20 protein-coding genes and 5 pseudogenes are annotated in these 24,966 nt (G+C 59.8%); 17 read left to right on the top strand and 8 right to left on the bottom strand.

The genetic code is table 11. The features are described 5' to 3' along the window. Positions 1-427: 427 nt before the first annotated feature. Positions 428-2,416, top strand: a complete 1,989-nt coding sequence (locus DDF70_RS24370) for an acyltransferase family protein (RefSeq protein ID WP_114947387.1) — start codon at positions 428-430, stop codon at positions 2,414-2,416. Between the two features lie 64 nt (positions 2,417-2,480). On the opposite strand, the gene DDF70_RS24365 is transcribed toward DDF70_RS24370, so the two are convergent. The 3 genes from DDF70_RS24365 to DDF70_RS24355 all read right to left on the bottom strand — a co-directional run bounded on the left by DDF70_RS24365 (position 2,481) and on the right by DDF70_RS24355 (position 6,129). Continuing rightward, positions 2,481-3,488, bottom strand: coding sequence for a LysR family transcriptional regulator (locus DDF70_RS24365; RefSeq protein WP_114947386.1), 1,008 nt, complete (start codon positions 3,486-3,488; stop codon positions 2,481-2,483). Positions 3,489-3,941: 453 nt separating this feature from the next. After that, positions 3,942-4,841: a dihydrodipicolinate synthase family protein gene (locus tag DDF70_RS24360; RefSeq protein ID WP_114947396.1), complete on the bottom strand. Its 900-nt coding sequence runs from the start codon at positions 4,839-4,841 to the stop codon at positions 3,942-3,944. Between the two features lie 55 nt (positions 4,842-4,896). Continuing rightward, positions 4,897-6,129, bottom strand: coding sequence for a trans-sulfuration enzyme family protein (locus tag DDF70_RS24355; RefSeq protein WP_114947395.1), 1,233 nt, complete (start codon positions 6,127-6,129; stop codon positions 4,897-4,899). 84 nt (positions 6,130-6,213) lie between these two features. On the opposite strand from DDF70_RS24355, the gene pdxR reads away from it, so the two are divergent. The 3 genes and pseudogenes from pdxR (at position 6,214) to DDF70_RS38265 (ending at position 9,355) form a co-directional block, all read left to right on the top strand. After that, entirely contained in the window at positions 6,214-7,701 is a 1,488-nt protein-coding gene (gene pdxR, locus DDF70_RS24350) for a MocR-like pyridoxine biosynthesis transcription factor PdxR (RefSeq protein ID WP_114947385.1), read from the top strand. A 253-nt stretch (positions 7,702-7,954) separates the two neighbouring features. Continuing rightward, a pseudogene (locus tag DDF70_RS39060) lies at positions 7,955-8,405 on the top strand (MOSC domain-containing protein). Positions 8,406-9,007: 602 nt separating this feature from the next. After that, positions 9,008-9,355 carry a 2Fe-2S iron-sulfur cluster-binding protein gene (locus DDF70_RS38265; protein WP_315975088.1) on the top strand — a complete coding sequence of 116 codons (348 nt, stop codon included), beginning with the start codon at positions 9,008-9,010 and terminating at the stop codon, positions 9,353-9,355. A gap of 57 nt (positions 9,356-9,412) precedes the next feature. Here the strand turns inward: DDF70_RS38265 and DDF70_RS38260 are convergent. Beyond that, positions 9,413-10,364, bottom strand: a pseudogene (locus tag DDF70_RS38260) (IS3 family transposase); the annotation flags it as partial. A 159-nt stretch (positions 10,365-10,523) separates the two neighbouring features. On the opposite strand from DDF70_RS38260, the gene DDF70_RS24325 reads away from it, so the two are divergent. Further along, a protein-coding gene (locus tag DDF70_RS24325; protein WP_114947394.1) for a transposase occupies positions 10,524-12,034 on the top strand; the annotation gives its coding sequence in 2 pieces (ribosomal slippage) (positions 10,524-11,406 and positions 11,406-12,034; 1,512 coding nt in all). Here the strand turns inward: DDF70_RS24325 and DDF70_RS24320 are convergent. After that, positions 12,032-12,295: pseudogene (locus DDF70_RS24320) on the bottom strand (transposase); the annotation flags it as partial. The gene DDF70_RS24325 and the pseudogene DDF70_RS24320 sit on opposite strands and share 3 nt — an antisense overlap. 217 nt (positions 12,296-12,512) lie before the next feature. On the opposite strand from DDF70_RS24320, the pseudogene DDF70_RS38255 reads away from it, so the two are divergent. The 8 genes and pseudogenes from DDF70_RS38255 to DDF70_RS24285 form a co-directional block, all read left to right on the top strand. Next, positions 12,513-12,971 (top strand): annotated as a pseudogene (locus DDF70_RS38255) (hypothetical protein); the annotation flags it as partial. Between the two features lie 16 nt (positions 12,972-12,987). Next, complete coding sequence (locus DDF70_RS24310; protein ID WP_114947382.1) at positions 12,988-13,344, top strand: helix-turn-helix domain-containing protein; 357 nt, start codon at positions 12,988-12,990, stop codon at positions 13,342-13,344. Next, the gene (locus DDF70_RS24305) at positions 13,260-13,775 is read left to right on the top strand and encodes a transposase (RefSeq protein ID WP_162820629.1); all 516 of its coding nucleotides are present in this window, start codon (positions 13,260-13,262) and stop codon (positions 13,773-13,775) included. Before DDF70_RS24310 ends, DDF70_RS24305 begins: the two co-directional genes overlap by 85 nt. A 540-nt stretch (positions 13,776-14,315) precedes the next feature. After that, positions 14,316-14,681 carry an integration host factor subunit alpha gene (locus tag DDF70_RS24300; RefSeq protein ID WP_114947393.1) on the top strand — a complete coding sequence of 122 codons (366 nt, stop codon included), beginning with the start codon at positions 14,316-14,318 and terminating at the stop codon, positions 14,679-14,681. 370 nt (positions 14,682-15,051) lie between these two features. Continuing rightward, positions 15,052-15,930: a 3-methyl-2-oxobutanoate hydroxymethyltransferase gene (gene panB / locus DDF70_RS24295; protein ID WP_114947380.1), complete on the top strand. Its 879-nt coding sequence runs from the start codon at positions 15,052-15,054 to the stop codon at positions 15,928-15,930. Positions 15,931-15,938: 8 nt separating this feature from the next. Further along, positions 15,939-16,871 (top strand): pantoate--beta-alanine ligase, encoded by a 933-nt coding sequence (panC, locus tag DDF70_RS24290; RefSeq protein WP_114947379.1) that lies wholly within the window; start codon positions 15,939-15,941, stop codon positions 16,869-16,871. Positions 16,872-17,101: 230 nt separating this feature from the next. After that, entirely contained in the window at positions 17,102-17,422 is a 321-nt protein-coding gene (locus tag DDF70_RS36880; protein WP_162820628.1) for a hypothetical protein, read from the top strand. 257 nt (positions 17,423-17,679) lie between these two features. After that, positions 17,680-18,186 (top strand): GNAT family N-acetyltransferase, encoded by a 507-nt coding sequence (locus DDF70_RS24285; protein ID WP_425374110.1) that lies wholly within the window; start codon positions 17,680-17,682, stop codon positions 18,184-18,186. Positions 18,187-18,442: 256 nt separating this feature from the next. On the opposite strand, the pseudogene DDF70_RS38250 reads toward DDF70_RS24285, so the two are convergent. The 3 genes and pseudogenes from DDF70_RS38250 to DDF70_RS24270 all read right to left on the bottom strand — a co-directional run. Continuing rightward, a pseudogene (locus DDF70_RS38250) lies at positions 18,443-18,646 on the bottom strand (ISKra4 family transposase); the annotation flags it as partial. A gap of 89 nt (positions 18,647-18,735) precedes the next feature. Then, positions 18,736-20,361, bottom strand: coding sequence for an MFS transporter (locus tag DDF70_RS24275; RefSeq protein ID WP_114947376.1), 1,626 nt, complete (start codon positions 20,359-20,361; stop codon positions 18,736-18,738). Between the two features lie 73 nt (positions 20,362-20,434). Continuing rightward, positions 20,435-21,220, bottom strand: coding sequence for an alpha/beta fold hydrolase (locus DDF70_RS24270; RefSeq protein ID WP_114947375.1), 786 nt, complete (start codon positions 21,218-21,220; stop codon positions 20,435-20,437). Between the two features lie 196 nt (positions 21,221-21,416). Between DDF70_RS24270 and DDF70_RS24265 the strand changes: the two genes are divergently transcribed. The 4 genes from DDF70_RS24265 to DDF70_RS24250 all read left to right on the top strand — a co-directional run. Further along, a complete protein-coding gene (locus tag DDF70_RS24265) occupies positions 21,417-22,763 on the top strand; it encodes a sigma-54 interaction domain-containing protein (RefSeq protein WP_114947374.1) in 1,347 nt (448 codons plus the stop codon). Between the two features lie 712 nt (positions 22,764-23,475). Beyond that, positions 23,476-24,111 (top strand): ImuA family protein, encoded by a 636-nt coding sequence (locus tag DDF70_RS24260; protein ID WP_205772469.1) that lies wholly within the window; start codon positions 23,476-23,478, stop codon positions 24,109-24,111. Between the two features lie 22 nt (positions 24,112-24,133). Then, positions 24,134-24,298, top strand: a complete 165-nt coding sequence (locus DDF70_RS36875) for a hypothetical protein (protein WP_162820627.1) — start codon at positions 24,134-24,136, stop codon at positions 24,296-24,298. A 75-nt stretch (positions 24,299-24,373) separates the two neighbouring features. Continuing rightward, positions 24,374-24,966: transposase (locus DDF70_RS24250; protein WP_162820626.1), on the top strand; the 593-nt coding region annotated here is incomplete at its 3' end.

Raw genomic sequence — 24,966 nt, 5'->3', positions numbered from 1 at the left:
CCGGCCCCCCCTGAGCAGAGGCCGCTATTGACAGGCCGACGCGGCAATATACTGAACTGCACTCCAAACCTCTCGCAAGATCTGCATACATGGATGTCAGATGTTGCAGCATCGTTCCAGAATGGATGGGATAATCTGCCATGCTCTATGCGGGCACTTGCGTAATGCAGCTTTCGCCTGTCATGATAGCGCAGGATGATTTTGCTCTAGGGCATCCGATTCTCGGTAGATTTCGCAACCAGCGACGAAATCTTAACTAGCTAGAATGGCTCACTTCATTTTCTATCAGGCTCAAAGAATTCCATGGCTAATTCCGCTGCACTCTCAAAGAACGGCAATGTGGGCGTGAGGTGTGTTCATACATGAGTCCTCCTTTTTGGCCCGGACTGTTCGATGAGACTGAATCATAGGGCGCTCAGATTTCGATATGGCTACACGAACGGAACCACATCATTTCCGGATGGATATCGAGGGGCTGCGTGCCCTTGCCGTTTCGGGAGTGATCGCCTTTCACTTTGGCGTAGCTGGTCTGCCCGGCGGCTTTGTCGGTGTTGATATCTTTTTCGTTATATCGGGATATCTGGTCACCAGGCAGATCCAGCTCGAAATTGACGAGACCGGCTCGCTCGACCTTCTGCGCTTCTACGCGCGGCGAGCTCGCCGGCTTCTTCCCGCGTCGTGTGTCGCCATCCTTGCGACGCTATTCTTCGGCTACTTCGTTCTTTCTCCACCCGAGCAGCAGCTCTATTCTGAGGAGTCGTTTTACGCGTCCGCCTACATAATCAACCTGTGGCTTATCAGCTCGGCCGTTGATTATTTCGCCTCGGATGCAGCCAACAACCCGTTCATCCATTTCTGGTCGCTCTCGATTGAGGAGCAATTCTATCTCATTTGGCCGGCTCTGCTGCTGCTTTTCGCGCGGCTCCGTGCGGGTGCATACGGGCTTTTCCTCCCGATGACGCTGGTGGGTGTCGTCTCCTTCGCGTTCTGTTTGCATTTTACTGCGGTATCGGAGCCGTGGGCGTTTTACTTTTCACCGTTCCGTGCCTGGGAGTTCGCTTGTGGAGGTCTCGCCTCAATGGTCTCCGAAGAGGCGGCCAAGCGGTTTCGGCTCATATCGGTCTTCGGCTGGATCGGAATAGGTCTGATCATGACGTCCTACCTCGGCATGCCAGTGGATGTGCCCTTTCCAGGGTTGATTGCCCTTGTTCCAGTCGTCGGCACGGTGATCGTGCTTCTCAGCGGCACACGTCCGGGGCACGCGGGACCGCAATTGCTTCTTTCGCTGGCGCCGCTGCAACGGATCGGACGGGTATCGTATTCACTGTACCTATGGCATTGGCCCGTAATCGTCTTTGCGGACATCTTGAAACCCGAGCTCACTATCCTCGAACGGGCTCTGTGCTTCGCGCTTACCTTGGGGCTCTCTGTCCTGAGCTACCGCTTCGTCGAAAACCCGCTGCGGCGGAACTCGTGGTTGATGGCAAAAACCAGCCGCTCCCTCGGTTTTGCTGCGCTTGTGACCGCGTGTGGTACAATAGTCGCCTTTGGCAGCGCGCGACTGGCCAATCAAAAGATCGATCCCCAGCAGAATCTTGTCCGCCTAAGCGCTGAGCGCGATTCACTGGCCCGGCAGTTGGACGCGGGCTGTCTTCTCGACGCCTACCAAGTGCAGCCTAAGCCCTGCGAATTCGGTGCTGAAAACCCCGGTAAGACCATCGTTCTCATAGGGGATTCGCATGCTGATCACTGGTCGACGCCGCTGATCAGCATGGTGAACAGTAACCGGTGGCGGCTTGTCACTTATCTTAAATCATCCTGCCCTGCGGCAAACGTCACAATTTGGAATTCTATGCTCGTGCGGGATTACGAGGAATGCGATCGGTGGCGGGAGTTCGCGATGCGCGAGATTGCCACACGAAAGGCGGACATGGTGATCATTTCGGAGTATTCCTCGGCTTACGTCAAAAATGACATCAACGTCACATCTGCTCACCAGATCGACGCAGCCACATGGGCTCAGGGGCTCCGTAAGACCGTGTCCGCCTTGGAAAGCGCTACCCCAAAGATCGCCGTGATTCGGGATGGGCCGGTGCACAGGACCTATCCCGACAAATGCGTCGCGCGCGCACTCTGGCAAAACAGGAGTCCCGACATCTGTGACACACCGCGTAGCGAGGCTATGGAAGAGACGATTCCGGACAGCGAACGGAAGGCCATTGCGCATATCGGAAATGCCTCTTATGTCGACCTGACCGACCTGTTCTGCAACGAAACAAGGTGCCCCGCCATGATTGGCGGCATGCTGACCTTCCGCGACCGGCACCACATCGCGACTCCATTTGCGGAGACGCTTGTCGCGCCGCTCCAGCGGGAACTCTTTGGGACCATGAATGCCAGGGCGCCAACAAACTGATGCAGAGAACCCGTAGCATGCGGCCAATAATAGCTGCCGTGGGCGCGAGCTGCCTTATTTGGGCTCATCCTCCGGCGCAAATAAGACCGCCGTCAATCACCGCAACATGGGCTTTGGCTCGACGGCCAGCATGTGAGGGCAGGGACTCCCCTGCGTCATTCGGAAACGCCATGTTGGACGCCTCCTCGATCAATATCTGCCGCATCCAGATACTGGCCGGGTCGCCGTTATGAAGTGCGGGCCACTGAACAGCTTCCGTGAAGGCAGGAAGCGGCAACGGAAGATTGATGATCCGTAAGGGAATGGTTTTCTCGAAATACTTGACCAATCGTAAGGGCATAGTGGCAAGGCGGTTTGTGCCGCGCAGCACCTGCGGGATCAGGCTAAAGCCCTGCACTACGACTTCGATGCGTCTTTTGATCCCATGTTCGAGCAAGTACCATTCTTCAACGGAAGGCCTCAACGAGCGTCCGAACCGAACTGCGACGTGTCCCATCGACATGTATTGCTCGAATGTAAGGTCCTGCGGTACCGATGTGTTGGTAGGACAACTGACGCAGACAAGCTCCTCATCGAACAGCTTCGCGCTCGGATGCGTGTTCTCCATGAACAGATCCGGGAGCAAGAGAAAATCAACCTCACCCCGCCGGAGAAGCTCGCTTGGGTCGCTGTCGAGTGGCAGAAGTTCGAAACTGACGGTGGGTGCTTCCTGCGCAAGACGCTCGACGACCCTATCAAGGAAGACAAGCGTCATGAAATCCGAAAGAAGGATCCTGAAACGACGGTTGGATTGACCTGGATTGAATGGCTCCCAAGAAATGATTGAGCTCCGAATTTGCAGGAGAACGTCTCGGACCGCTGGCGCGAGTCCTTCAGCCCGCGGTGTGGGGCGAAGCTCGCGACCGTTCATCGTGAATAGATCATCGCGAAAGTAGTCTCTTAGCCGGTTGACGGCTGCGCTCATGGCAGGCTGGCTCAGATTGATGCTTCGTGCCGCCACTGTGAGATTCCGTTCCGTCATTAGGGCGTCGAGCGCAACAAGAAGATTTAGATCAAGACCTTTGAATCGCATGGCTGAAACCATCCATATTGTGGATCTCTTCCAGTTAGTAATTTTCAAGAGCGACTTGGGCGCTCATGAAGAGGGCGTCCGCAGCATTCCGCTGGTGACCAGTGCTCCGAGCACGGCCGAAAGTAGTGACTTACCGACCACGGCTCACGTTCCAAAGGCATGGTGGATGCCCGCCCTAGCGCCGCCGGAATGCTCGCCTCCGACAGCGGTTCTGCGATCGTCGAGAAGATCATCACAGCGAGAACTGCAAGACGGCCGGACTCCCACGCGGCCACAGCCTCCTCCTTGAGACCGCACATAGCCGCAATTGCCACCAGCAATCTGTTGATCCCCGCAGTGACCGTGGTGGTGCGAGCACGTGCAGGGAGACCGATGACGATGTGCACGGGCAATACCCGGTCGACATAAAGCCATGCCGTCATGGTTCTCCGGCGGCGCCAGACCTTGCTCGCTTCAAGCGAGTTCCTGCTCGAGCACAGCAAGGCAGCGAGCTATCTTCTCCTTTGTGGATGGCGGCAAAGGGAGAATGGGACGAGGCGGCTCCGCCTGGCAGACGCCGAGCAGATCGGCCATCGTATAGACGGTCCGAAGACTGGAGAACTGCTTGAACAGATCCCAGACCGGGCCAAGTGTGGCATCCAGACGGCGTGCCTCTTCGACATCGCCGTTCTGAGTTGCCCTCACGATGCGCAGGCAGACGTCGGGAAGGATGCCAGCGAGAACGCTGTACCAAGTATCAGCTCCGCGGATCATTGCTTCGGCAGCATTCCAGTCGCCGCTATAGCCGATTGAGAACCCCCTGGGCGTCAAGGATCTCAGTTGTGCCAAGTGACTCGCGATCTTCTCAGGTTCTCCTGTCGGGTTCTTGATCGCCACGATGCCGTTCACGTGGGCCAGTCGCTCCACCAGAGCAGCGGTAAAACGGAAGTGGGTAGTCTCCGGGTTATCATAAACTACGATGGGAAGGCAGCTCTCGCGGGCCACGGTGGAGATATGCTCGAAGACTTCGTCCTCCGTGAGTGGCGCATACGAGACGGCGGCAAGGAGACCTGCGGCGGCGCCAGAGGCTTTCGCGTCCTGCGCCAGTCCGACCGCCTCGTCGGTCCGCAAGGCACCGACGCCTACCAGTACTGGTATGCTCCCGCCGGTTGCCTCAATGGTCGCGCTTAGAGCGCGCCGCCGCTCCTCACGGGATAGATACATGTAAGTTCCGGTGCTGCCGAGAAGGCCGATAGAGTCGACGCCTGCGGTGCAAAGCCGAACCACGAGCCTTTTGAGCGCCGCAGTGTCAACGTGGCCGGCACGGTCACTCGGCGTGATGGGAAATGCGGAAAGCCCGCTCAGGACTGTCACTCGATGCTCCATGTCCGGTTCCGAGTTTATGTAATCGCGATCGTCGGTGGCTATGTCACAAGGCTAGGAGGGCGTGGCGAAGGTCCCCGATCAGATCATTCACGTCTTCAAGGCCGACCGAAAGTCGGATAAGTTCGTCTCCAACACCCGAGACCATGTGTGCGTCTTGCCGGATCCTTTGCCGCGCCCGTGTGATGCTCGCTGGATGATAGATAAGGCTGTCCGTGTCGCCGAGGCTCACGGCGCGCGTTATCAGTTTCAAGCGGTCCAGCATTGTTCTTGCGCCGTCAAAACCGGCATGAAGTCCAAAGGCCATCATGCCGGATCCTTGCGCCATTTGCCTGCGCGCAATGGCGTGATCGGGATGTGAATCAAGGAAGGGATAGCTCACCCAGGACACGGCGGGATGCGCTTCGAGCATTCCAGCGATTGCCAGAGCCGAGGCACTGTGCCGATCCATTCGAAGCGTGAGCGTTTTCAGTCCCCGCATGATCAGGAAAGCCGAATGCGGCGACAATGTCGCGCCGGTGATGTAGCGCAGGCCAGTCTCATGCAAGAGGTGGAGTGTTTCGGCATCACCAAGCAATGCGCCACCCAACGTATCGCCATGCCCATTGATATACTTTGTCAGGGAGTGTAGGACGATATCAGCACCATGCTTGATCGGCCGCTGGAGTGCGGGAGAAGCAAAGGTACTGTCCACCGCGACTTTCACTCCATGGGCGTGAGCGCATTCTGTGATCGCCGTGATGTCTAGAATGGCACTCACGGGGTTGACGGGTGTCTCGAAATAAACGAGCTTCGTCTTTGCTGTGATCGCCGCTTCGAGGTTCAACGGATTCGACAAATCGACTGGAACCACCTTGATTCCGAAGCGAGGCAAACCCTGCTCCACCATCGCAACAGTATTCGAGTAGAGGGTGTTGTGAACGACGAGCTCGTCGCCCTGCGACAGCAATGAGAGGATCAGAGTGCCGAAGGCAGCCATCCCTGTCGATACGACGAGGCCTGCTTCAGCCCCTTCCAGGTTTGCAAGCCTTTGCTCGAGGATCTCCGTGGTCGGATTATATTCACGAGCATACAGCCTGCCCCCGAGCGCTGCGGCAGCATCATTTGCCCCGACGCTCTCAAAGGCGTAGGTCGACGTCAGAAACACCGGCGGCTGGGCCGCTCTCTTAAAAGCCACTGGGTCGAACGCGTGGTGAATGGCGCGCGTGTCGAATCCGAGGTTTGCCGTGTGAGAGTGGTCAGAGTGTTCCTGACGCTTGTCGTGTTCGCTGCCGATCATCATAGCCTGATCGTATCCTCTTTGCTTTGACCCACATTGGCATCATACTGGCCGGCAAGACATATCCAGTTTGACTGAAAAAAAATGGTCCAGTCGGAAAAGCAAGTGGCGACCGATCGGGCGCCTAAAATGGGTGCGCGCAGGATTTACGAGGCGCTCAAGGATCAGATCCTCAGTCGTGTCTACGAGGCGGGAAGCCAGCTTCCATCCTCGCGTAGCTTGGCAAACGAACTGCATGTTTCCCGAACCACGGTCACGGTTGCCTATGAACAACTTGCCGCGGAGGGGTTCGTGGAACTACGCCAAGGCGCACGCCCTCGAGTTACAACATTACACATGGGACCGCACCTGCGAGACATCAAGGCTCCGCGGGAGACACGTGGGCCGCTTTCGGCTTACGGCGAGAGACTTCGCGCACTTTCACCATGGCTCGATTACCTGACTAATACCTTGACCGTCGATTTTCGGTACGGCGATCTTGCTCCGTCTGATTTTCCGGCGCTGGCGTGGAAGCGGGCTATCAATTCCGTGATTACTCGAAGACCGGTACGGCTTGCCTATGAGGATCCGCGGGGATCCCGGCGCCTGCGGCAAGCACTTCAGGGATATCTTTGGCGAGCAAGGACGTTGCAATGCAATCTGGAGCAAATCATCGTCGTCACTGGCTCCCAGCAGGGATTAGATCTCTGCGCTCGGATCGTTCTCGACGCGGGCCGCGCGTTCGTGATGGAGAACCCCGGCTACCGGATGGCCCGCCAGATCTTCTCTAGCACGGGGGCCACGGCAGTGGCGGTGGCCGTGGACGCGGACGGCTTGAAGACCGAGGATTTGGCACAAATTGACGCCCGGATGGCTTATGTAACACCATCTCATCAGTTTCCGTTGGGCGGTGTCATGCCGATTAGCCGCCGCCAGCAGCTTCTCGATTGGGCCCGGGATCATGACGCCTACGTGGTCGAGGACGACTACGACAGCGAATACCGGTATGATATCAGCCCGGTTCCTCCGCTCCAGAGCTTGGAGGACGGCCGCAACGTCATCTACCTTGGCACCGTTTCGAAGACACTGTCGCCGATGCTACGCATCGGCTACCTCGTGGTGCCACAGCAATTGCAGGAGGTGTTCGCAACCGCAAAGCAACTGGTCGACCGGCATACACCCATGACCGAGCAGGAAGCGCTGGCCTCCCTTATCGAAAGCGGCGCCTATGAGAGCCATGTTCGACGCGTAAGAAGGCTTCACCGAGAGCGCCGCGAGACGTTATTGAGCGCCCTCGAGTATGCACTCGGCGAACGGATCACCATTGAGGGTGCCGATGCCGGCTTGCATGTCGTCGTCTGGTTAAATGAGCTGCCAGGATCACTCGAAACCGCCTTGATAGAGGCCGCGCGCCAGCACGGTGTCGGGCTCTACGGTATTTCACCGCTCTACGACTCGGCAACGGGGCCTACCGGGGCGCCACGGGAGCGGCTTGGACTGGTAATGGGCTACTCGGCCTTGACACCGAGGCAGATCGAGAGAGGTGTTCAACTTCTCGCCGCAGCTATCGACACTGTGAAGGGTACGCGTTGACACGCAACCTTCAGCCTGCCGAGTATCTCACTGGCTCGTCCTGTCGCACAGCCTCAAATGTTTCATTCAACTGGACTAAGAAGATGCCGGCAAACTGGCGCTTTTGACAAGGCCAATCTCATGGCAGATTTACCGCTGACTGGGGAGTGGTGACGACTGGGGGGTAGGACGTAGGATAGTCCAATGATAAGGGCAGCAGGTCGCCTGCGTAGAGGCTCACGTCGAAGGCAAGAGACACGGCGGGGGCCGATACATGACTTGGCAGGGCACTCTGCTCCACATTCATATAGCGTCGGCCGCTTCCTACGAAATGGAGGAACTAGCTGAGGCACAGCTCGTTGCCGGACGCGGCATCGTCAGGGACCGGTATTATCTTGGCACCGGGACCTATTCGCTCAAGCCCGACATTCGTGAGATCACGCTGATCGAGGCCGAGGTACTTGAGGCAATTGCCAAGGGAGAGCCAAAGATTCCCGGGTTTATAGGCGCGATTGCGCCCGAAGATCACAGGCGCAATCTGCCGACCTGTCGGCGTTCCGCTCGGCCATTTGGCTGGCAAGCGCTTCCGGGTTGGGGAAACGGTTTCGCGGGCGGCACGGATGAATTTCCCGTGCAAGTACCTCGAGGAGCTTCTCCGCATGCCAGGCCTCTACGAGGGACTGCTAAACCGCTCCGGTGATCCGATTCTGCCAATGGATGAGTGAAGTGACATGGAATCTCCGCGCATCGCAACGAAGCTGGTAGTCGCCGGAATCCATGAAGAACCTGGCGATGTCCGCGTGATCGAACTGAAGCATCCGCACAGGCCTTTTCTGCCGACCTTCGAACCAGGATCGCATGTCAATGTCCGTCATCCTACAGAAGGGTGCGTCAGTATTCGCTCTGCGGTGAGCTGGAGGATCTCAGCCGCTACAGGATAGCCGTAACGCTAGAAGCGAGCGGACGCGGCGGCTCGGCATGGATTCATGATTACGCGACCCCAGGCGACGAATTGCTCGTCCCCACCCCGCGCAATTATTTTCCGCTCAAGGACAGTGGGAGCCCGACCATCTTGCTGGCGGCATCGGGATCACGCCGATCCTTGCAGTGGCCCGGCCCCTCTGCTGTCAGAGCAAGGCCGTTGAACTCGCTTATTTGCGCGGAGCCGAAGCCTTGCTCCACTACTGAAGACCTTAGAGGAGATCATCAGCCTCGGAAGTTTGAGACTCCACTTCGACGATCAAATCGAAACCCGACAAGACATTGAGGGCTAATTGTCAACAAGGCCCAGTGGGGAACATCTCTATTACTGCGGCCCCCCGGCTTTATGGCTGCAGTCGCACGAGCTTGGGAACACTGGCCGGATGGCTCGGTCCATTTCGAAGCCTTTCAACTGCCGGTCCGGGATGATACGCAATCTGAACCGTTCACGATGGTTCTTCGCAACGGGACAGCTGTCCCGGTCCCCGCGGATAAATCCGCGCTAGTGGCCTTCCGGGCCACCGGCGTTCTGTTGATGGCATCCTGTGAGAACGGCGTTTGCGGGACCTGCGAGTGCAGATATCTGGAAGGTGTGTCGATCCATCTCGATGCGGTACTTTTAAACGACGCCCGCAGTAATCGATTTATCCCATGCGTGTCGCGTGCGACGGGCGTTCTGAAACTTGACCTATAAAGGTGGGGAGAGATGGACTCCAAGATCAGCTGTTTGAAAGAAGCAGAACGCTGCGGTTCATGGTTTGCCACTGACGTGAGCCCTGAGTTTCCTCCGCTCAGAGCTGGGTCCGCTGGTTGATTGATGCCCGTTGTTGGCGGTCATAGCAACTGGAAGGGTCGCTCCTTCCGATTGCAGTCCTCTGGTCGTGTGCTTGGCAAAGTCAGTCGGGGTCATTCCTTTCAAGGCTGAATGAGGGCGGATGGTGTTGTAATCCCTTCGCCACGCGTCAAGGACCTGCCGGGCGTGCCGCAATGAGGTGAACAGGGTCTCGTTGAGGCATTCATCGCGCAGGCGGCCATTGAAGCTCTCAACAAAGGCGTTCTGCTGTGGCTTGCCTGGCGCGAAATACTGCCATTCCACGCTCGTGGTCTGACACCACCGCAGCACTGCGGACGAGGTCAGTTCGGTGCCGTTGTCCGAAACACAGCTTATCGGCCGGCCACGGCAGGCAATGATGGCATCCAGCTCCCGCGTGACCCGCAGGCCTGAGAGCGAGGTATCGGCCACGAGCCCGAGGCACTCCCGGGTAAAGTCATCAACCACCGCCAGAACTCGAAAGCGGCGCCCGTCGGCAAAAGGCATCGCTGAGGAAGTCCAGGCTCCAGCGCTGGTTGGGCCCGCCCGGCAGCAGGATGGGAGCGCGCGTCCCCAGGGCCCGCTTGCGGCCGCCCCGGCGTTTGACCTGCAGTCTCTCCTCGCGATAGAGGCGCCGGAACTTCTTGTGGTTCATGACCAATCCCTCTCGTGCCAGCATGATCTGCAGGCGTCGATAGCCGAAGCGCCGGCGCACCGCCGCCACAGCTCGCATGCGTTCGCGCGCCGCGGCGTCGTCAGGTCGGGTGGAGCGATAGCGCACCGACGAGCGGTCGAACGTCAGAATGGAGCATGCCCGCCGCTCGCTCACGCCATGGGCTTGCATGGCATGAGCCACGGCCCGGCGCCTGGCAGCGGGCGTTACCATTTTTTTCTAGGACGGCAAACCTGACTGTCTGATAGAGTGTGGTGGTGGGGGTCTTCTGTACCTGATGGGAGGTGCGGGATGACCAGACTCTCAGGGCGCTCGCGGCCGGAGCGCGAGCGCGTGCTGCGGCCCGCCTGTCGGCTGTGCCCGGCCTGCGGATTGCCGATGCGCATCCGCTACGAGAACCATCGCACCCTTGTGACGCTGACCGGATCGATCCGCTTGCGGCTCAAGATCCGCTGGTGCGAGACCATCGGCTGCGACCGCTTCCACAAGCCCTATCGGCCCGAGAGCGAGGGCGCCCTGGCCTTGCCCCAGCATGAGTTCGGGCTGGACGTCATCGCCCTCGTCGGGGCCTTGCGTCACCGCGAGCATCGCAGCGTGCCCGAGATCCACGAGGTGCTCACCACCCGCGGCGTGGCGATTGCCGAGCGCAGTGTCACCAACCTGCTCGACCGCTACGATGAGCTGCTCGCCACCCGGCTGATGGAGCGCCGCCCCTTGCAGAAGCTCCTGGCCCAGCAAGGGCGGGTCATTCTGGCGCTCGATGGCGTGCAGCCAGATGTCGGCCATAAGGTGCTGTGGGTGATCCGCGACTGCCTGTCCGGCATCATCGTGCTGGCCCGCAGCCTGCTCTCCGGCCGGGCGAAGGATCTGGCGGTTCTCCTGCGCGAGGCCGTGGATGCTGTGGGCGTGTCGGTCGTGGGCGTGATCAGCGACGGTCAGACCTCCATCCGTCAGGCGGTCGCCCAGGTGCTGCCGGGCGTGCCGCATCAGCTGTGTCAGTTCCACTTCCTGCGCGAGGCGGCGCATCCGATCTTCGAGGCGGATCGGCATGCCAAGAAGGAGCTCAAGAAGCAGGTCCGCGGCATCCGCGGGATCGAACGGGCCGTGGAGGAGCGGGAGGATCCCGAAGCGGCCATCGTGCAAGGCTATTGCGCGGCCGTGCGCAGCGCAATCACCGATGACGGGCGGGCGCCGCTCGCCGCCTCGGGTCTCAAACTGAAGCAACGGCTCGAGACGGTGGCCGGCAGCCTGGATCGGGTGCCGCAAAAGGGGGCTTCGCACCGGCGCTGACGCGCTTGCACCAGATGATCGTTCGCGCGCTGGAGCGCACCGCCTCGCTGTGGCCGGATGTGGAGTACGCCTACCGGTTCGTGCACGCCGTGGCGCATTGGCTTGGCAACCCGCACGAGGAGAGCGCCGCGATGGTGCGGCGGCGGGTGAACGGGGTTCTGGGCGCGATGCAGCGGCATCGGGCCAGGGCCGGGACGCTGGCCGGCGCCTTCGATCATTTCCAGAAGGTCACGCGCAGCTATCGCCCTGGCCTGTTCCACACCTATGCGGTGCCGGACCTGCCGCGCACCAACAACGATCTCGAACAGCTGTTCGGCTCCCAGTGCTATCACGAGCGGCGCGCGACCGGGCGCAAGACAGCGTCACCCGGTGCGGTTCTGCGTGGCTCGGTCCGGCTGATCGCCGCTACCGCGACCCGCGTGCAGGCTCCGACAGCCCGCGACTTGGGAGCCGCGAACCGCGAGCACTGGAGAAACTTGCGCCAACAGCTGGAAAAGCGACGCGTCGCGCGAACGCTGCGCACCCGCTTTCGGCATGATCCCGCCGCCTACCTGGCTGCTCTCGAACAGCAGGCCTGCCAGTTAGCTTTGCCATCCTAGTTTTTTTGACGCGATATCCTTCAGGACGGCATTGTCCAGCATCTGCTCGGCGAGAAGCCTCTTGAGCTTGGCGTTCTCGTCCTCCAGGGCCTTCAGCCGCCGGGCGTCAGAGACCTCCAGGCCGCCGTACTTGGCCTTATAGTTGTAGAAGGTTGCCTCCGAGATCCCGTGCTTGCGGCAGATCTCCGCTGTCTTCGTCCCGGCCTCATGCTCCTTGAGCATGCCGATGATCTGCTCTTCCGTGAACCGTGAGCGCTTCATTCGTCCGTCTCCACGTTGGACGGACTCTAACCTCATCTGGAGGAGTTCGCAGGGCTCACGTCACCACGTGGATGATCGACAACGCCATCCATCTCCATGAAGGGGACGAAGTGAAGGTCGGCCAGCACCAGGCCCCTCCGCCTCTCTGTGCACGATCATAACTGTACTCTTGTGCCCGCTTACCTAGCGGCTCTCGAACAGCTGGCCTGCCAGCTAAGAGCTGAACGCCATCAACGTCATCCTCTTCCGTGCCACCTTCACAGTCGACCTGCGCGATCCGGACGAAGGCAACCTCCAGGCCCGGGATGCGGCGCTGCCACATACCTGAACCAAGTTGCGGCCGACGAGGAGGTCTCGATTTTGGTTGGGCGTTTGGCACGGTTCGAGCCCGTGACCTTCGACGCAGGGATCGTAGCAATGGTGGAGGAAGCCGCCCGCAATCGCGCGCTGACCTCAAGGCGCCTAGATGATCGCAGGAATCGCGCCCTCCGCCATGATCTTCTTGCCAAGCCTTGGCGGAACCAGCCACAATCCGCGGGAGCATACGCCGGATGCCGACCAGGTTGACGACGCGAACAATCTGCTCGACGTCGTCGCCCATCTCACTGAGGAATTAAGCGCCCATCATCGCATAGTTCCTCCGCCCCAACCTCGGGCCGCCCCCTCGGCTCGATGAGAAGGCGTGGGCTCGGTTGGGCCGGCTGCTCGACCGAGGGGCCATCGCGGCCGGCTTTGCCACCGAGCGCTGGACGCTCGAGCGCATTGCCGCTCTGATCGAGCGCGAGTTCGGGGTGCATTATCATCCCCGCTATCTGGAGCGGCCCCTGAAGGCGCATGGCTTCAGCGTGCAACGTCCCGCCACCCGGGCCAAGGAGCGGGATGAGCTGGTGATTGCGGTCTGGTCCAAGCGGGACTGGGTGGCGCTGAAAAAAAGTCGCACCGCGAGCATCGCACGCTTCTGCTCGTGGATGAGACCGGCCACAGTTTCCGAGCCCGGCCGGGCACGACCTGGTCGCGGCGCGGGATCACCCCAGTCCTCCAGCGGGTGAGCAAGCGGCGGGAGGTGTCGAGTATCGTGGCGATCACGCCCGACGGGCGGCTCTATGCCCGTCATGTCCGCACCTCCATCTCGAGCCGCTGTGTCATTCAGGCCCTGCGCTTCTTCCGCCGCAAGATCGGCACGCCGCTGCTGGTGGTCTGGGATCGGCTCAACGCGCACCGCTCCCGAGCAACCGCGGCCTTCATTGCGGCCCACCCGCAGGACTATGCGGTCGCCTATCTGCCAGCCTACGCCCCCGAGTTGAATCCGGAAGAGCAGTGCAATGCCCCCGTCAAGCGTGCCATGGCAAACGCTCTGCCCGACTCAATCAACGACCTGCATCGGCTCGCCCGTCGCGAGTTCGGCCGCCTCAAACGTCACCCCGAGATGATCGTCCGCTTCTTCCGTCATGCAGGCCTCTCCGTTACCGGCATCCCGTGAAGATCATTAGCTCGGCCTGTTTTGAGGCACGTTGCATGATTCCTGCACGCGCGCCGCCGTGAGGCGAAGAGGTTGAGCGGAAGATAGCCCGTAGGGCTTGTGAACACGTCAGTTAATTCCCGAAACCGTCTGAAGCGCTGTCTGACATCATTGATACCTGAATCTAGCACACACCGTGTCGCGCGTGGCCTCGTCCTAAATGGCGAAGCGCTGACTCTTGGATGGTGCGGATTCTATTTCAACGTTGGAATTCCTGAAGTGGCACGGACTACCTATCGCTGCATCGTCGTATTTGGCTGTTTCGGTAACGAGACGCATTGCAGGTGTGTCTGTCAGGCGACAGCTCACTCAGTAAGCCGATGTTATAAATTACGAAATCGATTACATAACGGACAAAGACTTTAAATGCCGACTACATGTGCTAAAGAACGTACACGAACCACAGCCCGCTTGTGTTTCGCTTCTCTGAGTATGTCGCTCCTCCCAAACTTGGGCTGGTTGCGACGGCAGCCCTTTTTCCAACCTGACCGGAGTGCGCTGATGGCAGGCAAGAGCGTAACGCGCGCCGACTTGACCCGAGCCGTGTACCAACAGGGCTTTGTCACAATGGATGATGCCGCAGACCTGGTTGATCAGGTCCTCAAGACGATTTCCACCGCGCTGGAAGACGGCGAAAACGTCAAACTCTGGTCATTCGGTATTTTCAGGGTGCGCAAGAAGGCCAAGCGCTTAGGACGCAATCCTAAGTCTGGGGTGGAGGTTCCCATTGAACCTCGCGGGGTCATCCAATTCAGCGCTTCGCCTGTTCTCAAGTCGCGGCTGAACCGAGCGTCACCTCCACGGAGCGGCCTCCACGCACGGGATGCTGATGGTCGGAAGGTCGCTCACTATGGCACAGGATCTTAGGTCAATGCAGTCTTGGAGTATCTCAGCCAGCTCGCGCTATGGCGGGCTAACCGGATTCGCAGCGAGCGTTGTCCATCAGATCTATTCCTCTTTCTCGATGCAGATCCCGGAGAATGTCTACACGCATGTTGTTGGAGCATCACTGTTCGGAGTGATCAGTGGCGCTGTCCTGTTTTCGGCGATCGCATCGCTGAGAAACCGGCTCATGTCACGTGGATAGCGGCCAACCATGGGTGCGGCAAGACTCTTCAGCGCTAGAATAATGATCGGCTTGGCCGAAGCTAGAGCCGCTGCAGGGATACATCGGCTCCGCCTTGTTGATCAATGTGAAACGGACTGTCCCATTCATGTCCAGAATGCGTAGAAATTCATGAGCCACCATCTTTCAATGGACAAGCAGCCGACTACGATCCCGTTGCTACAGCAGCAGGTGCGTGATGGTCAGCGGGTAACAATGACGACAGCTTATGACGCCGTGACGGCGCATTTGGCTGATCCGATTGTCGACATTATCCTCGTCGGCGACAGCGTTGGCAATGTCTGTCTCGGCTTCGACAATACGCTCCCGGTGAGCATGGCCATGATGAACCATCATCTCGAAGCGGTGGCTCGGACCAGACCACGTGCTCTGCTCGTGGCCGACATGCCCTATCTTAGCTACCATCTCAGCCTCGAAGACACCTTGTGCAACGCCGGTGGCTTTCTCCAGCGCGGGGCCGCCGCCGTGAAACTGGAGGGCGGCGCCAAGCGGGTCGAGACGATCCGGTCTCTCGTGGAATGCGAGATCCCCGTGATGGGTCATCTTGGTCTGACCCCGCAGAGCATCCATGCCATGGGCGGCTTCAAGGTGCAGGGAAGGGGAGCCGCCGACGCAGTCCGGATCCTAGAGGACGCTCACAAACTCCAGGAAGCCGGCTGCTTTGCCCTTGTGCTCGAGGGTATCCCCGTAGAGCTGGCGGCGCGGATCACCCAGACCTTGGGCATTCCCACGATCGGTATCGGAGCCGGACCACACTGCTCCGGCCAGGTGCTCGTCCTGCATGACGTACTCGGTCTGACGCAGGGGCACCGGCCCAAGTTCGTCCGGACCTATGTTGATGGCTTTCACCTGCTGCAGCAGGCCCTGGCTCATTGGGCCGAGGACGTGCGCAGCGGGACCTTCCCTTCCTCTGCCGAGGCCTATGCCCTGCCGGCCGATGTTCAGGCGACAGTTTCTGCCTGGACACCGTATCTTTCCACCCGCTCGTGAGGTCATTGATGCTCACCTACCGCACGATCAAACCCCTGACCCAATGCCTGCGCGGCTACCGCACCTCCACCCTGCGGGTCGGCTTTGTGCCGACTATGGGCTTCCTGCACGAGGGCCATCGGGCGCTCATCGACGAGAGCGTCGCCCGCTGCGACATCACCGTGGTCAGCATCTTCGTCAACCCTACCCAGTTCAGCCCCAACGAAGACCTCGACCGCTACCCGCGGGCCATAGAGCAGGATCACGAACTCTGCCGCAAGGCGGGCGTGAGCATGATCTTCCTGCCCGATGCCACTGAGATCTATCCACCCGGCTTCCAGACCTCTGTCGAGCCCGGCGCTGTGGCCGAGCCGCTGTGCGGCGCTGTCCGGCTCGGACACTTCCGCGGCGTGGCTACCGTGGTGAGCAAGCTGTTCAACATCGTCCAGCCGGACGTTGCCTTCTTCGGCCAGAAGGATTTTCAGCAATGCGCCGTAATCCGGCAGATGGTGCGGGATCTGAACCTACCTATCGAGATTGTCACGGTTCCGACCGTGCGCGAGCCAGATGGTTTGGCGCTCAGCAGCCGTAACAGCTACCTCGGCCCGACCGATCGTACGAGAGCGCTCTGCCTCAGCCGCGGCCTGCTCGCCGCGGAAGCTGCGTACGGGGAGGGGGAGCGCCACAGCCAGCGCCTGATCGAGATCGCCCGGGCTGTCATGACCGACGTCGACCAGCTGCAGTATCTCGAGCTGCGGAATGCCGCGACCTTGGACGCTGTCCAAGGCTTGGTCGGGGAGCCAGCCGCTCTGTGCGTGGCCGCCTATGTCGGACCTACGCGCCTGATCGACAATGTTCTCCTGATCCCGCCGAAACCTCTGGCTGATCGTGAACTCGAGTTGACCTCGCATGTGATCGGCCGCCAGGCGAGAATGAGTGCGGAAGGGCCGCAGCCATCATGACACTCCGCTCCATGCCCCATGCTGTTACTTACGACCTCAGCACCCGGCCGACTTCTGGTGCGACGACGACGGAATCGCTCCTGGCCTGGTGTGAGGAGCATGGTCTGTCCCAAGGGCCGATCACCGCAGAGATCCGTCAACGGCTCTCGCCTTAGGTCGCCCCCGACAATGTGGTAATGGCTCTCGAACCTGCCCCAGGCACAACCATTCCTTATCGGAAGGGTCAACTCATGCGTGATACCCTGCATCTCACAATGGCCGAGAACTGGTTTGTCCCGCAGGGCCTGACAGCGGCAGTGAATGATTGTCTCAAAACGAAGGAAGTTCCGTTCGGCACCGTCATTGCGCCGCTCAATCCCTTCCGTCGCACGCTCTCGGCGCACTCCGCGCGTTCCTCGAGGGGGGCACCTCTAACTCTCGCACCGCTTGGCGACTCACCCCAGGATCCACGCCCCGAATTCATCCTGGAGCACACTGCCGTAGTTCTCAGCAGTTTCGGAGCAGCGCTGGCGGTTACCGGGGCAGATTGGGGCAACGAATCTCCTGGTTAGATTTGTTCTCAGACGCACCGGATGGTCGTCTTAGGCGTGATAACGACTTTCCCGGTTGGTCTTTGACCGCGGTTTTGATGGAGAGACTGATGCCGAGCCAGGCAAACAGCCCCGGGAGCCAGTTCTCGGCTGAAGCTCGAACGGGCAATGCGAATAGAGGCTCCCCACGCAGTTCCACCCTGGCAGATGCTGCTGTTCAGACAGCAGGCATCGATGATCAGTCCCGCCTCGTTGCGGCGATCGTTCTCGCTTTCAGTGTGGACCCTGCCGCTCGCTGGACCTATCCCGCCCCTGAGAATTATCTGAAGCACTTCCCTGATCTTGTCCGGATCTTTGGAGGCCCGGCCGTTGAGCGGGGCACGGCCCATTTCATCGGCGATGCACAAGCCGCCGCTTTGTGGCTGGCGCCGGGCGTGCAGCCCGATGAAGACGCGTTGATGGGCCACTTTCAGCGCACCCTCCCGGAGGAGGACCAGGACACTCTGTTCGCCGTGTTCGAGCGGATGGGGCAGTATCATCCCGATGAGCCGCACTGGTACTTGCCGTTGATCGGGGTTAATCCTGCACAGCAGGGCAAGGGTTACGGCTCAGCCCTGTTGAAGCATGCTATCAGGCTTTGTGACGAGGACGGCACGCTAGCCTACTTGGAATCTTCGAACCCAAAGAACATCCCGCTCTACCAGCGGCATGGATTCCAGGTTCTCGGGACTATCCAGGTTGGGAATTCGCCGCCAATCACACCCATGCTCCGTCGCGCTGGTTGAAAGTCCGATCTCAACGGCGTGTTCGCACTCCTCGTTTCTGTCAATGGGTTAAGTCATAGCCAAGCCCCTGAGGGAATCCTTCGCTCCCCAAAATGCCCCGATTACGCGCTGCCGTTCGTGCGAGAATGGTTCTGGTCGGACCTTGTGTCGTTGATTCCCACGGTCTCGGCTCACGACCGAGCCGTAGAGTGCGAGACGTGAGCGATGACAGCGCAACAGAACCTGGGGTCCCATTCGCTCAATGATCCTGAGCTGCTCGAAGCGAGCTTTCCAAGGCACTGGTCGGGGTCTGCAGGAGCATATGAGCCCCGCGTCGGCTCCACTGCATCTGCTGCGTTTTGGCAAAACGATTGCTGATCACAGCATTCTTCGTAACCTCGACAAAGGCCAACGAGATCCATCCACACGACCGGTCGCGCTCGCCATTACTGATCAGGCTCGGCTCGTTGCTGTCGATGTAAATTCCCGCAATCAGCCAGCGCGGATGGCGGCGCATCGTCCGCCATCCTTTCGTATCTCAGGGCGAGCGGTCGCCTCCAAAACTGAGTACTAAGTTTCAAGATCCCTCCGGTTTGTCTCGGGCAAAAGCAGCGCCCCGATCACAACAGTTGCGGCGGCTACGGCTACTGTATACCAGAGGCCAGCAAAGATGCTCCCGGTCGTTACGTTAACGGCAGTTGCTATGAATGGCGCGAACCCACCAATCCACCCATTGCCGAACTGGAGCGCGACGGACACACCACTGTAGCGAATATGCGTCGGGAAAAGTTCGACAAGGAGAGCACCCATCGGTCCGTAGACCATGGTTGCCATGAGGACCATGACGAACAGGATCGCGACCACCATTGGACCATGGATATTTTCTGGATCAGCATCGACCGGCATACCCCGTGCCAGCAAAGCCGCCCGTAACGCCGCCTCGTCAAATCCATCAAACATCTGCTCACCGACACTGACCCTCAACGCGGGGCCACCTGACATCACAACGAAGGGTACCGCGTTGCCAGCGAGAAAAGATTTTGCCCGCGTGCAGGTGTTTGTGGCCGTAGGCTGGAAAACCTGCTTAAGGATTGACTGATTGTCCTGACAATCACTGCCCTGCACGTGCACGACGGTTTTGGCGCGGAACTCGGCAAGCGCCGGATTGCCGTAGGCTACAAGCCCATGGAACAAAGGAACAAACAACAGGGCTGCCAGCGCGCAGCCTGTGAGCACGATCCGCTTGCGGCCAATCCTATCCGAAAGCCACCCGAAGAAAAGGAAGAAAGGTGTTCCGAGCAGCAGTGCGATCAACAGATACATGTAGGCTTGGTCGTGGCTCATCTTCAAGGTCGAGGTCATGAAGTACAGGCTATAAAAATGCGCCGTGTACCAGACGACTGCCTGACCGGCCACGATGCCGAAAATTGCGATCAGGACAATGCGTAGGTTTTGCCGCGTGCCGAAGGTTTCAGCAATTGGATTGCTGGACGTCTTCTTTTCGGCCTTCATTTGCTGAAAGACCGGCGATTCCTCCAGCTTGAGCCGGATGTACAGCGAGACCAGAAGCAGTCCGATCGACACCAGAAACGGAATACGCCAGCCCCACGCGACGAAAGCCTCGGCCGACATGGACTGACGGCAGATAAGGATCACGAGGAGGGACAAGAACAGTCCGAGCGTTCCGGTGATCTGAATCCAACTCGTCGTGAAACCGCGCCTCCTCGGGTCAGAGTGTTCCGCGACATAAGTCACGGCCCCACCGAATTCACCACCGACTGCCAGCCCCTGCAACAGACGCAAAGCAACGAGGGTAGCAGGCGCCCACCAGCCGATCGTCTCAAATGTCGGCAGCAAGCCGACGGCTGCCGTCGCAAGGCCCATGACGAGCATGGTCACGAGAAAGGTGTGCTTACGTCCAATAAGGTCGCCCAGCTGCCCGAAAACAATGGCGCCAAAGGGCCGAAGGACGAAACCCGCTCCAAAAGTAGCCAACGCCGCAAGCAATGCCGCCGTCTCGTTCCCCTTCGGGAAGAACAGTGATCCGAAGAATGCAGCGAGACTCCCGTAAACAAAGAAGTCATACCATTCAAACACAGTACCCAGAGCGGCGGCGAAAACGACACGTTTGGTATCTCTTGCAGGATGCATGGTTGCGCCAGGTGCGCCTAGATGAGTCACAGCTTGTAAAGACATTGTTTCCTCCAGAACTGGCTTATTGTTGCGGGTTGCCTACGCTGACGCTGTTATCCCATCGACGCGCGTGGCGTCACCGCGATGTCGACTCAAGAAATGCGCTCAGCCGACGATTGAACATGTCCGGCTGTTCGAGCATCGGGAAGTGACCAGCGCCCCGAATGATGAAGAGTTCGCTGCCTGGGATTCCGGCGGCGAGAAGCTCTGCCTCCTGGGGTGGAGTTATGGCGTCTTCGTCGCCAACTACGACCAACGTGGGGATGCAAATATGGTCTAGGAGTTCGCGTGTATCAGAGGCATTCAGAGAGGCAATCGCCTCACGGGCCACGAAGTCTGGTGTCTGCGCAACCTCGTGCTTTGCGAAATCGATCAAAGCTAGGGGCGCCGACGAGCCAAAGGAGCGTTCAATCACGCTCTTGCTAGCCTGCACGACCCCTAAGCTTTCAATGGCTCTTAGAACGTTGTCGACGTTCACATCAGGTCCAAGCCCGTGTGATGTTGCACCAACAAGCACGAGAGCACGCACGAGGTGGGGGAATCGTATTGCAAAGCTCTGGGCAATGGTTCCGCCCATCGACAGGCCGACTAGGAAGGCCTCATCAAGTGCCAAGTGCCGATAGACCCGTTCTACGTCTTCGACGAAAGCCTCGATCGTGTAGCGCCGTCTCTCAGGACGAGGCGAAACTCCATGCCCAGGTAGGTTGATCCTGACGACCTTGTACATTTTCGAGTACTCCACCACCTGCTCGCGCCAGAACTCAGCGGTCGTGGTGAAACCATGCACAAAGATGAGAGGGTATCCTGATCCAGACACGTGAACCACAGTGTCCCCAATGGTCAGTTCTTGGCAGTCTATCATTGTCGCACCTCCTGCGATGTTCGACATCCGCCATAGTGCAAATCCCGTGCCAAGACGCCCAAGGGAAACTGTGGCTTGCCTATGCTATTCATTTAGTTCGCTTATTTCAGCGGGAGCCCCGGCATATTCATTTTGACTCTCGCCAGTGAGGAAGCTATATTCTCAATATTGAGACACGGATTCCAGGATCTGAGAAATGGCGCTGCCCAACTGGCTCGAGGCTTCCTCGGAGGCGCAGTTCCTGCGCCTGGTCCTTGACCATGTGTCTGACTGTCTGGTGGTCGTAGACACGTCCGGGAGAATCGTCCTGATCAATCAACCCTATTGCCAACTTCTAGGAGGAGATGAGGTCGATTTCATCGGCCGGCATATCACTGATGTCGTTGGGTCCCAGACCCGTCTGCACCTCGTTGCCCGCGGGGAGGGCACGCATGTCGGATACCCGCTCGAGGTACGGGGCCATAAGCTGGTGACCAAACAGGTGCCGGTCTATCAGGACGGCCAAATCATCGGCGCCGTTGGAATGGCGTTGTTCTCCGATGTGGAGGCCCTCAAGAGGACCTACAGCCGCATGGCGCAGGCCGGGTTGGCAATCCACCAGCGCGATCAAACCTGGGCAGCACAGTTTTCGCTTGACGATATTCTTGGAGAAGGAGAGCGGATAGCCGCCTACCGGGACACGCTGCGTCTTGCGGCTGAGCACGAAGTTCCGGTCCTGATTACAGGTGAGACCGGTGCCGGAAAGGAATTGGCCGCCCAGGCGATCCATACTCTCTCCCATCGAAGTGCCGGGCCATTTGTATGGATCAACTGTGCATCAATTCCGAGCGAGCTGATCGAGGCTGAACTGTTCGGTTACGAAGGAGGAGCCTTCACAGGAGCGCGCAGCCGGGGCAAGCCAGGCAAGTTTGAACTTGCTGTCGGGGGAACGTTGCTACTTGATGAGATTGGTGACATGCCGCCGCATCTGCAGGGCAGCCTGCTGCGTGTTATGCAGTCAAATGAGATTGTCCGCGTCGGAGGCACGTCCCCTATCCGTGTTGATGCGCGGATTATATGCGCGACCAACCAGCCGCTGGTTCGTTTCGTGGATGGTGGGCGTTTCCGCCGCGACCTTTACTATCGACTGGATGTTCTGCCAGTCCATGTGCCCGCCCTGCGAGAGCGGGACGACCAGCCGTTTCTCATCGAGGCGCTGCTGGCTCGTGTAGCCAATCAGCTAGGCAAGAAAGTACAAAGACCTTCTCCAGCGGACATGACACGCCTGCTAGCCCATACTTGGCCAGGAAACGTGCGCGAGCTGGAGAGCGTGCTTCTCCGCTTTTTGGTGACAGGCAAGATACAACTCTCCGGCGACACCGCTCATGCCTCCCCGGCGGTTGTTGCCCAATCCGACGCGTTTCTCAGGAAAAAGGTTGAAAGTCAGAAACTTTCCGAGGTGGAGGATGCTCTTAGGAAAACAGGCGGCGACAAACAACGTGCGGCGGATTTGCTCGGCATCAGCCGCGCGCAACTCTACAGAATTATCAAATCAACAAGGTAAGTCTGAAAGCGCCTTCTAGACGGGGCACTTCTCCACGACCACGTGCCAATGAGAAGGGTTGAAGCGACCAGTCCTTATGCACGAGCAGACCTTAGCGAGCACTCTTCGGGCCTCGTGCACGACAGCACGCGTCACCTGGCTCAGCACAGGGCTCACAATGCGGCTCTGCTGCCAGAAGAGCGGGACATCCAGAGGTTGGCTGGGCCTGAGCACGACCAGCCTCCCGACGCGCAGGTGTTCGATCTCAAGCGGCTCCGGGTCCGTACCTCAGCCGATTCTGGCCATGGCTGCATTCACAAAGGCTTGGGATGAAGGGAGACGCTGCAGCGGGGTGAATAGCGGCCCCGAGCACCTGCCGCAGCCATTCTGCCTGAGCCGGTCCTTGCGATTGAAGATCTGGCAGAGGGCGCGGACCGCCGCGACCTCGCTGAAGCTGTCGGAAACCACCAAACTCAGTACCCTGGGCCTGCAGAGATCCGAGCGGTTGGCACTCCCAGCTCCGGACCGGCCTGCTATGCCCCGTCACGGTGGCAGCCACCGGGCCACGCCGCAGCCACTCTGCGCTGTGTTCCTGTTTTGCTCTATTTTGACGCAGGAGGGAGGTGAGCTTGACCGATGGTTACCGGCGCGAAGTCGTCGACGACTTGAGGCGCCAGATCGAGAGGCTTGGGGGGCTCATCGCTCACGCAAGTCCCTGCCCTTTGGCGTCCCTGTGCTCGACCGGCACCTGCCCGGGAGAGGGCTTACCCTTGGATCCCTGCACGAGGTGATCGAGGAAGGACCCGCTTCGGAGTTCGCTGGAACCGTCACGTTGTTCGCAGCCAGGATTGCCGCCCGCCTCAAAGGCCCGGTGCTCTGGTGCCTGACCCGGCGCGATCTGTTCGCACCTGGCCTGATGAAGGTCGGCTTTCATCCGGATCGTGTCATTTACGCCGAGACCTGCCGTGATGCCGATGCCCTGCCCCTCATCGAAGAGGGCCTCCATCAGAAAGACCTCGGCGCCGTCGTCGGTGAAGTCTCCCGGCTCGGCCTCACCGCCTCCCGTCGCCTGCAAGTGGCCGCGGAGGCTTCAGGCGTTCCCGCCCTGGTTATCCGGCGCTGGTGGACGGTCGCCCAGAAGGATCTGACCAAGCTTCCCACCGCTGCCGCGACGCGATGGCGTGTGTCGCCGGTCCCGTCAGAGGTTGTTCCTGCTGGCGGCCTCAAACGCGGCCGCTGGCAGGTTGAACTCGTGCGCTGCCGGGGTGCGCAACCCCGTTCCTGGATTTTGGAGGCCTGCGATGCGCAGGGTCGTCTCGCTCTACCTTCCGACCTGGCCGACCGACAGGAACAGGCGCAAGTTCGGTGATCCCCCGCGCGAGAAGCCGCTTGTGACCGTGATCAAGCAGGGCTCACGCCGGCTGATTGCGTCGGCCTGTCCGGCCGCTCAAAAGGTCGGCCTGATCGAGGGAATGGCTGTTGTCAAAGCCCAGGCCATGGTCCCCGATCTGCACATTATCAACGCCGGTCCTAAGCTCGACTTTGGCCATTTCTGACGGGTGATGTGGGAGCGAGGGCGGCGAAGCGAACGATGCGGTAGACTGGCAGCGTTTCCGCCAAGAGACACCGCCATGCCGGATCTGCCCGCCCGCTTCGCCGCGATCATTGTAGCCTTTGCCCCGCTGTTTTGCCACCGGACGTGGCGTCATGCCGAAATCCTGCTCGTCGGGGCCATCCTGGCGCCCGGCAAGCGCACCGTGACCAGCATCTTGCGCATCTGCGGCCTCAGCCGCGAGCGCCACTTCGTCAACGACCATCGCGTGCTCAGCCGGGCCCGTTGGAGTGGGCGCGAAGCGGCCCGGCTGCTGCTGGGCCTGCTGATCCAGGCCTTTGTCCCGGCGGGTCCGGTCATTCTCGGTCTCGACGACACCATCGAGCGCCGCCGCGGCAAGCGCATCAAGGCCAAGGGCATCTACCGCGATCCGGTGCGCTCCTCGGATGCTCATTTCGTCAAGGCCTCGGGCCTGCGCTGGCTCAGCCTCATGCTCCTGGCTCCGATCCCATGGGCGGCCCGCACATGGGCTCTGCCGTTCCTCACCGCCCTGGCACCCTCCGAGCGGTACTGCCGTGAGCGCAGACAGCGGCACAAAAAGCTGACCGACTGGGCCCGCCAGATGGTGCTGCAGGTTCGGCGCTGGCTGCCCGAACGCGAGCTGGTGCTGGT

It is taken from the genome of Microvirga calopogonii, assembly GCF_003347665.1.
GTDB classification, from domain to species: Bacteria; Pseudomonadota; Alphaproteobacteria; order Rhizobiales; family Beijerinckiaceae; genus Microvirga; species Microvirga calopogonii.
This window is presented reverse-complemented; position numbering and strand designations above follow the sequence as displayed.

Coding starts and splice junctions, on each gene's coding strand:
- DDF70_RS24370 (WP_114947387.1), top strand. CDS start 428: ATGGCTACACGAACGGAACCACATCATTTCCGGATGGATATCGAGGGG.
- DDF70_RS24365 (WP_114947386.1), bottom strand. CDS start 3,488: ATGCGATTCAAAGGTCTTGATCTAAATCTTCTTGTTGCGCTCGACGCC.
- DDF70_RS24355 (WP_114947395.1), bottom strand. CDS start 6,129: ATGATCGGCAGCGAACACGACAAGCGTCAGGAACACTCTGACCACTCT.
- pdxR (WP_114947385.1), top strand. CDS start 6,214: ATGGTCCAGTCGGAAAAGCAAGTGGCGACCGATCGGGCGCCTAAAATG.
- DDF70_RS38265 (WP_315975088.1), top strand. CDS start 9,008: ATGGCTGCAGTCGCACGAGCTTGGGAACACTGGCCGGATGGCTCGGTC.
- DDF70_RS24300 (WP_114947393.1), top strand. CDS start 14,316: ATGGCAGGCAAGAGCGTAACGCGCGCCGACTTGACCCGAGCCGTGTAC.
- panB (WP_114947380.1), top strand. CDS start 15,052: ATGAGCCACCATCTTTCAATGGACAAGCAGCCGACTACGATCCCGTTG.
- panC (WP_114947379.1), top strand. CDS start 15,939: ATGCTCACCTACCGCACGATCAAACCCCTGACCCAATGCCTGCGCGGC.
- DDF70_RS36880 (WP_162820628.1), top strand. CDS start 17,102: ATGCGTGATACCCTGCATCTCACAATGGCCGAGAACTGGTTTGTCCCG.
- DDF70_RS24275 (WP_114947376.1), bottom strand. CDS start 20,361: ATGTCTTTACAAGCTGTGACTCATCTAGGCGCACCTGGCGCAACCATG.
- DDF70_RS24270 (WP_114947375.1), bottom strand. CDS start 21,220: ATGATAGACTGCCAAGAACTGACCATTGGGGACACTGTGGTTCACGTG.
- DDF70_RS24265 (WP_114947374.1), top strand. CDS start 21,417: ATGGCGCTGCCCAACTGGCTCGAGGCTTCCTCGGAGGCGCAGTTCCTG.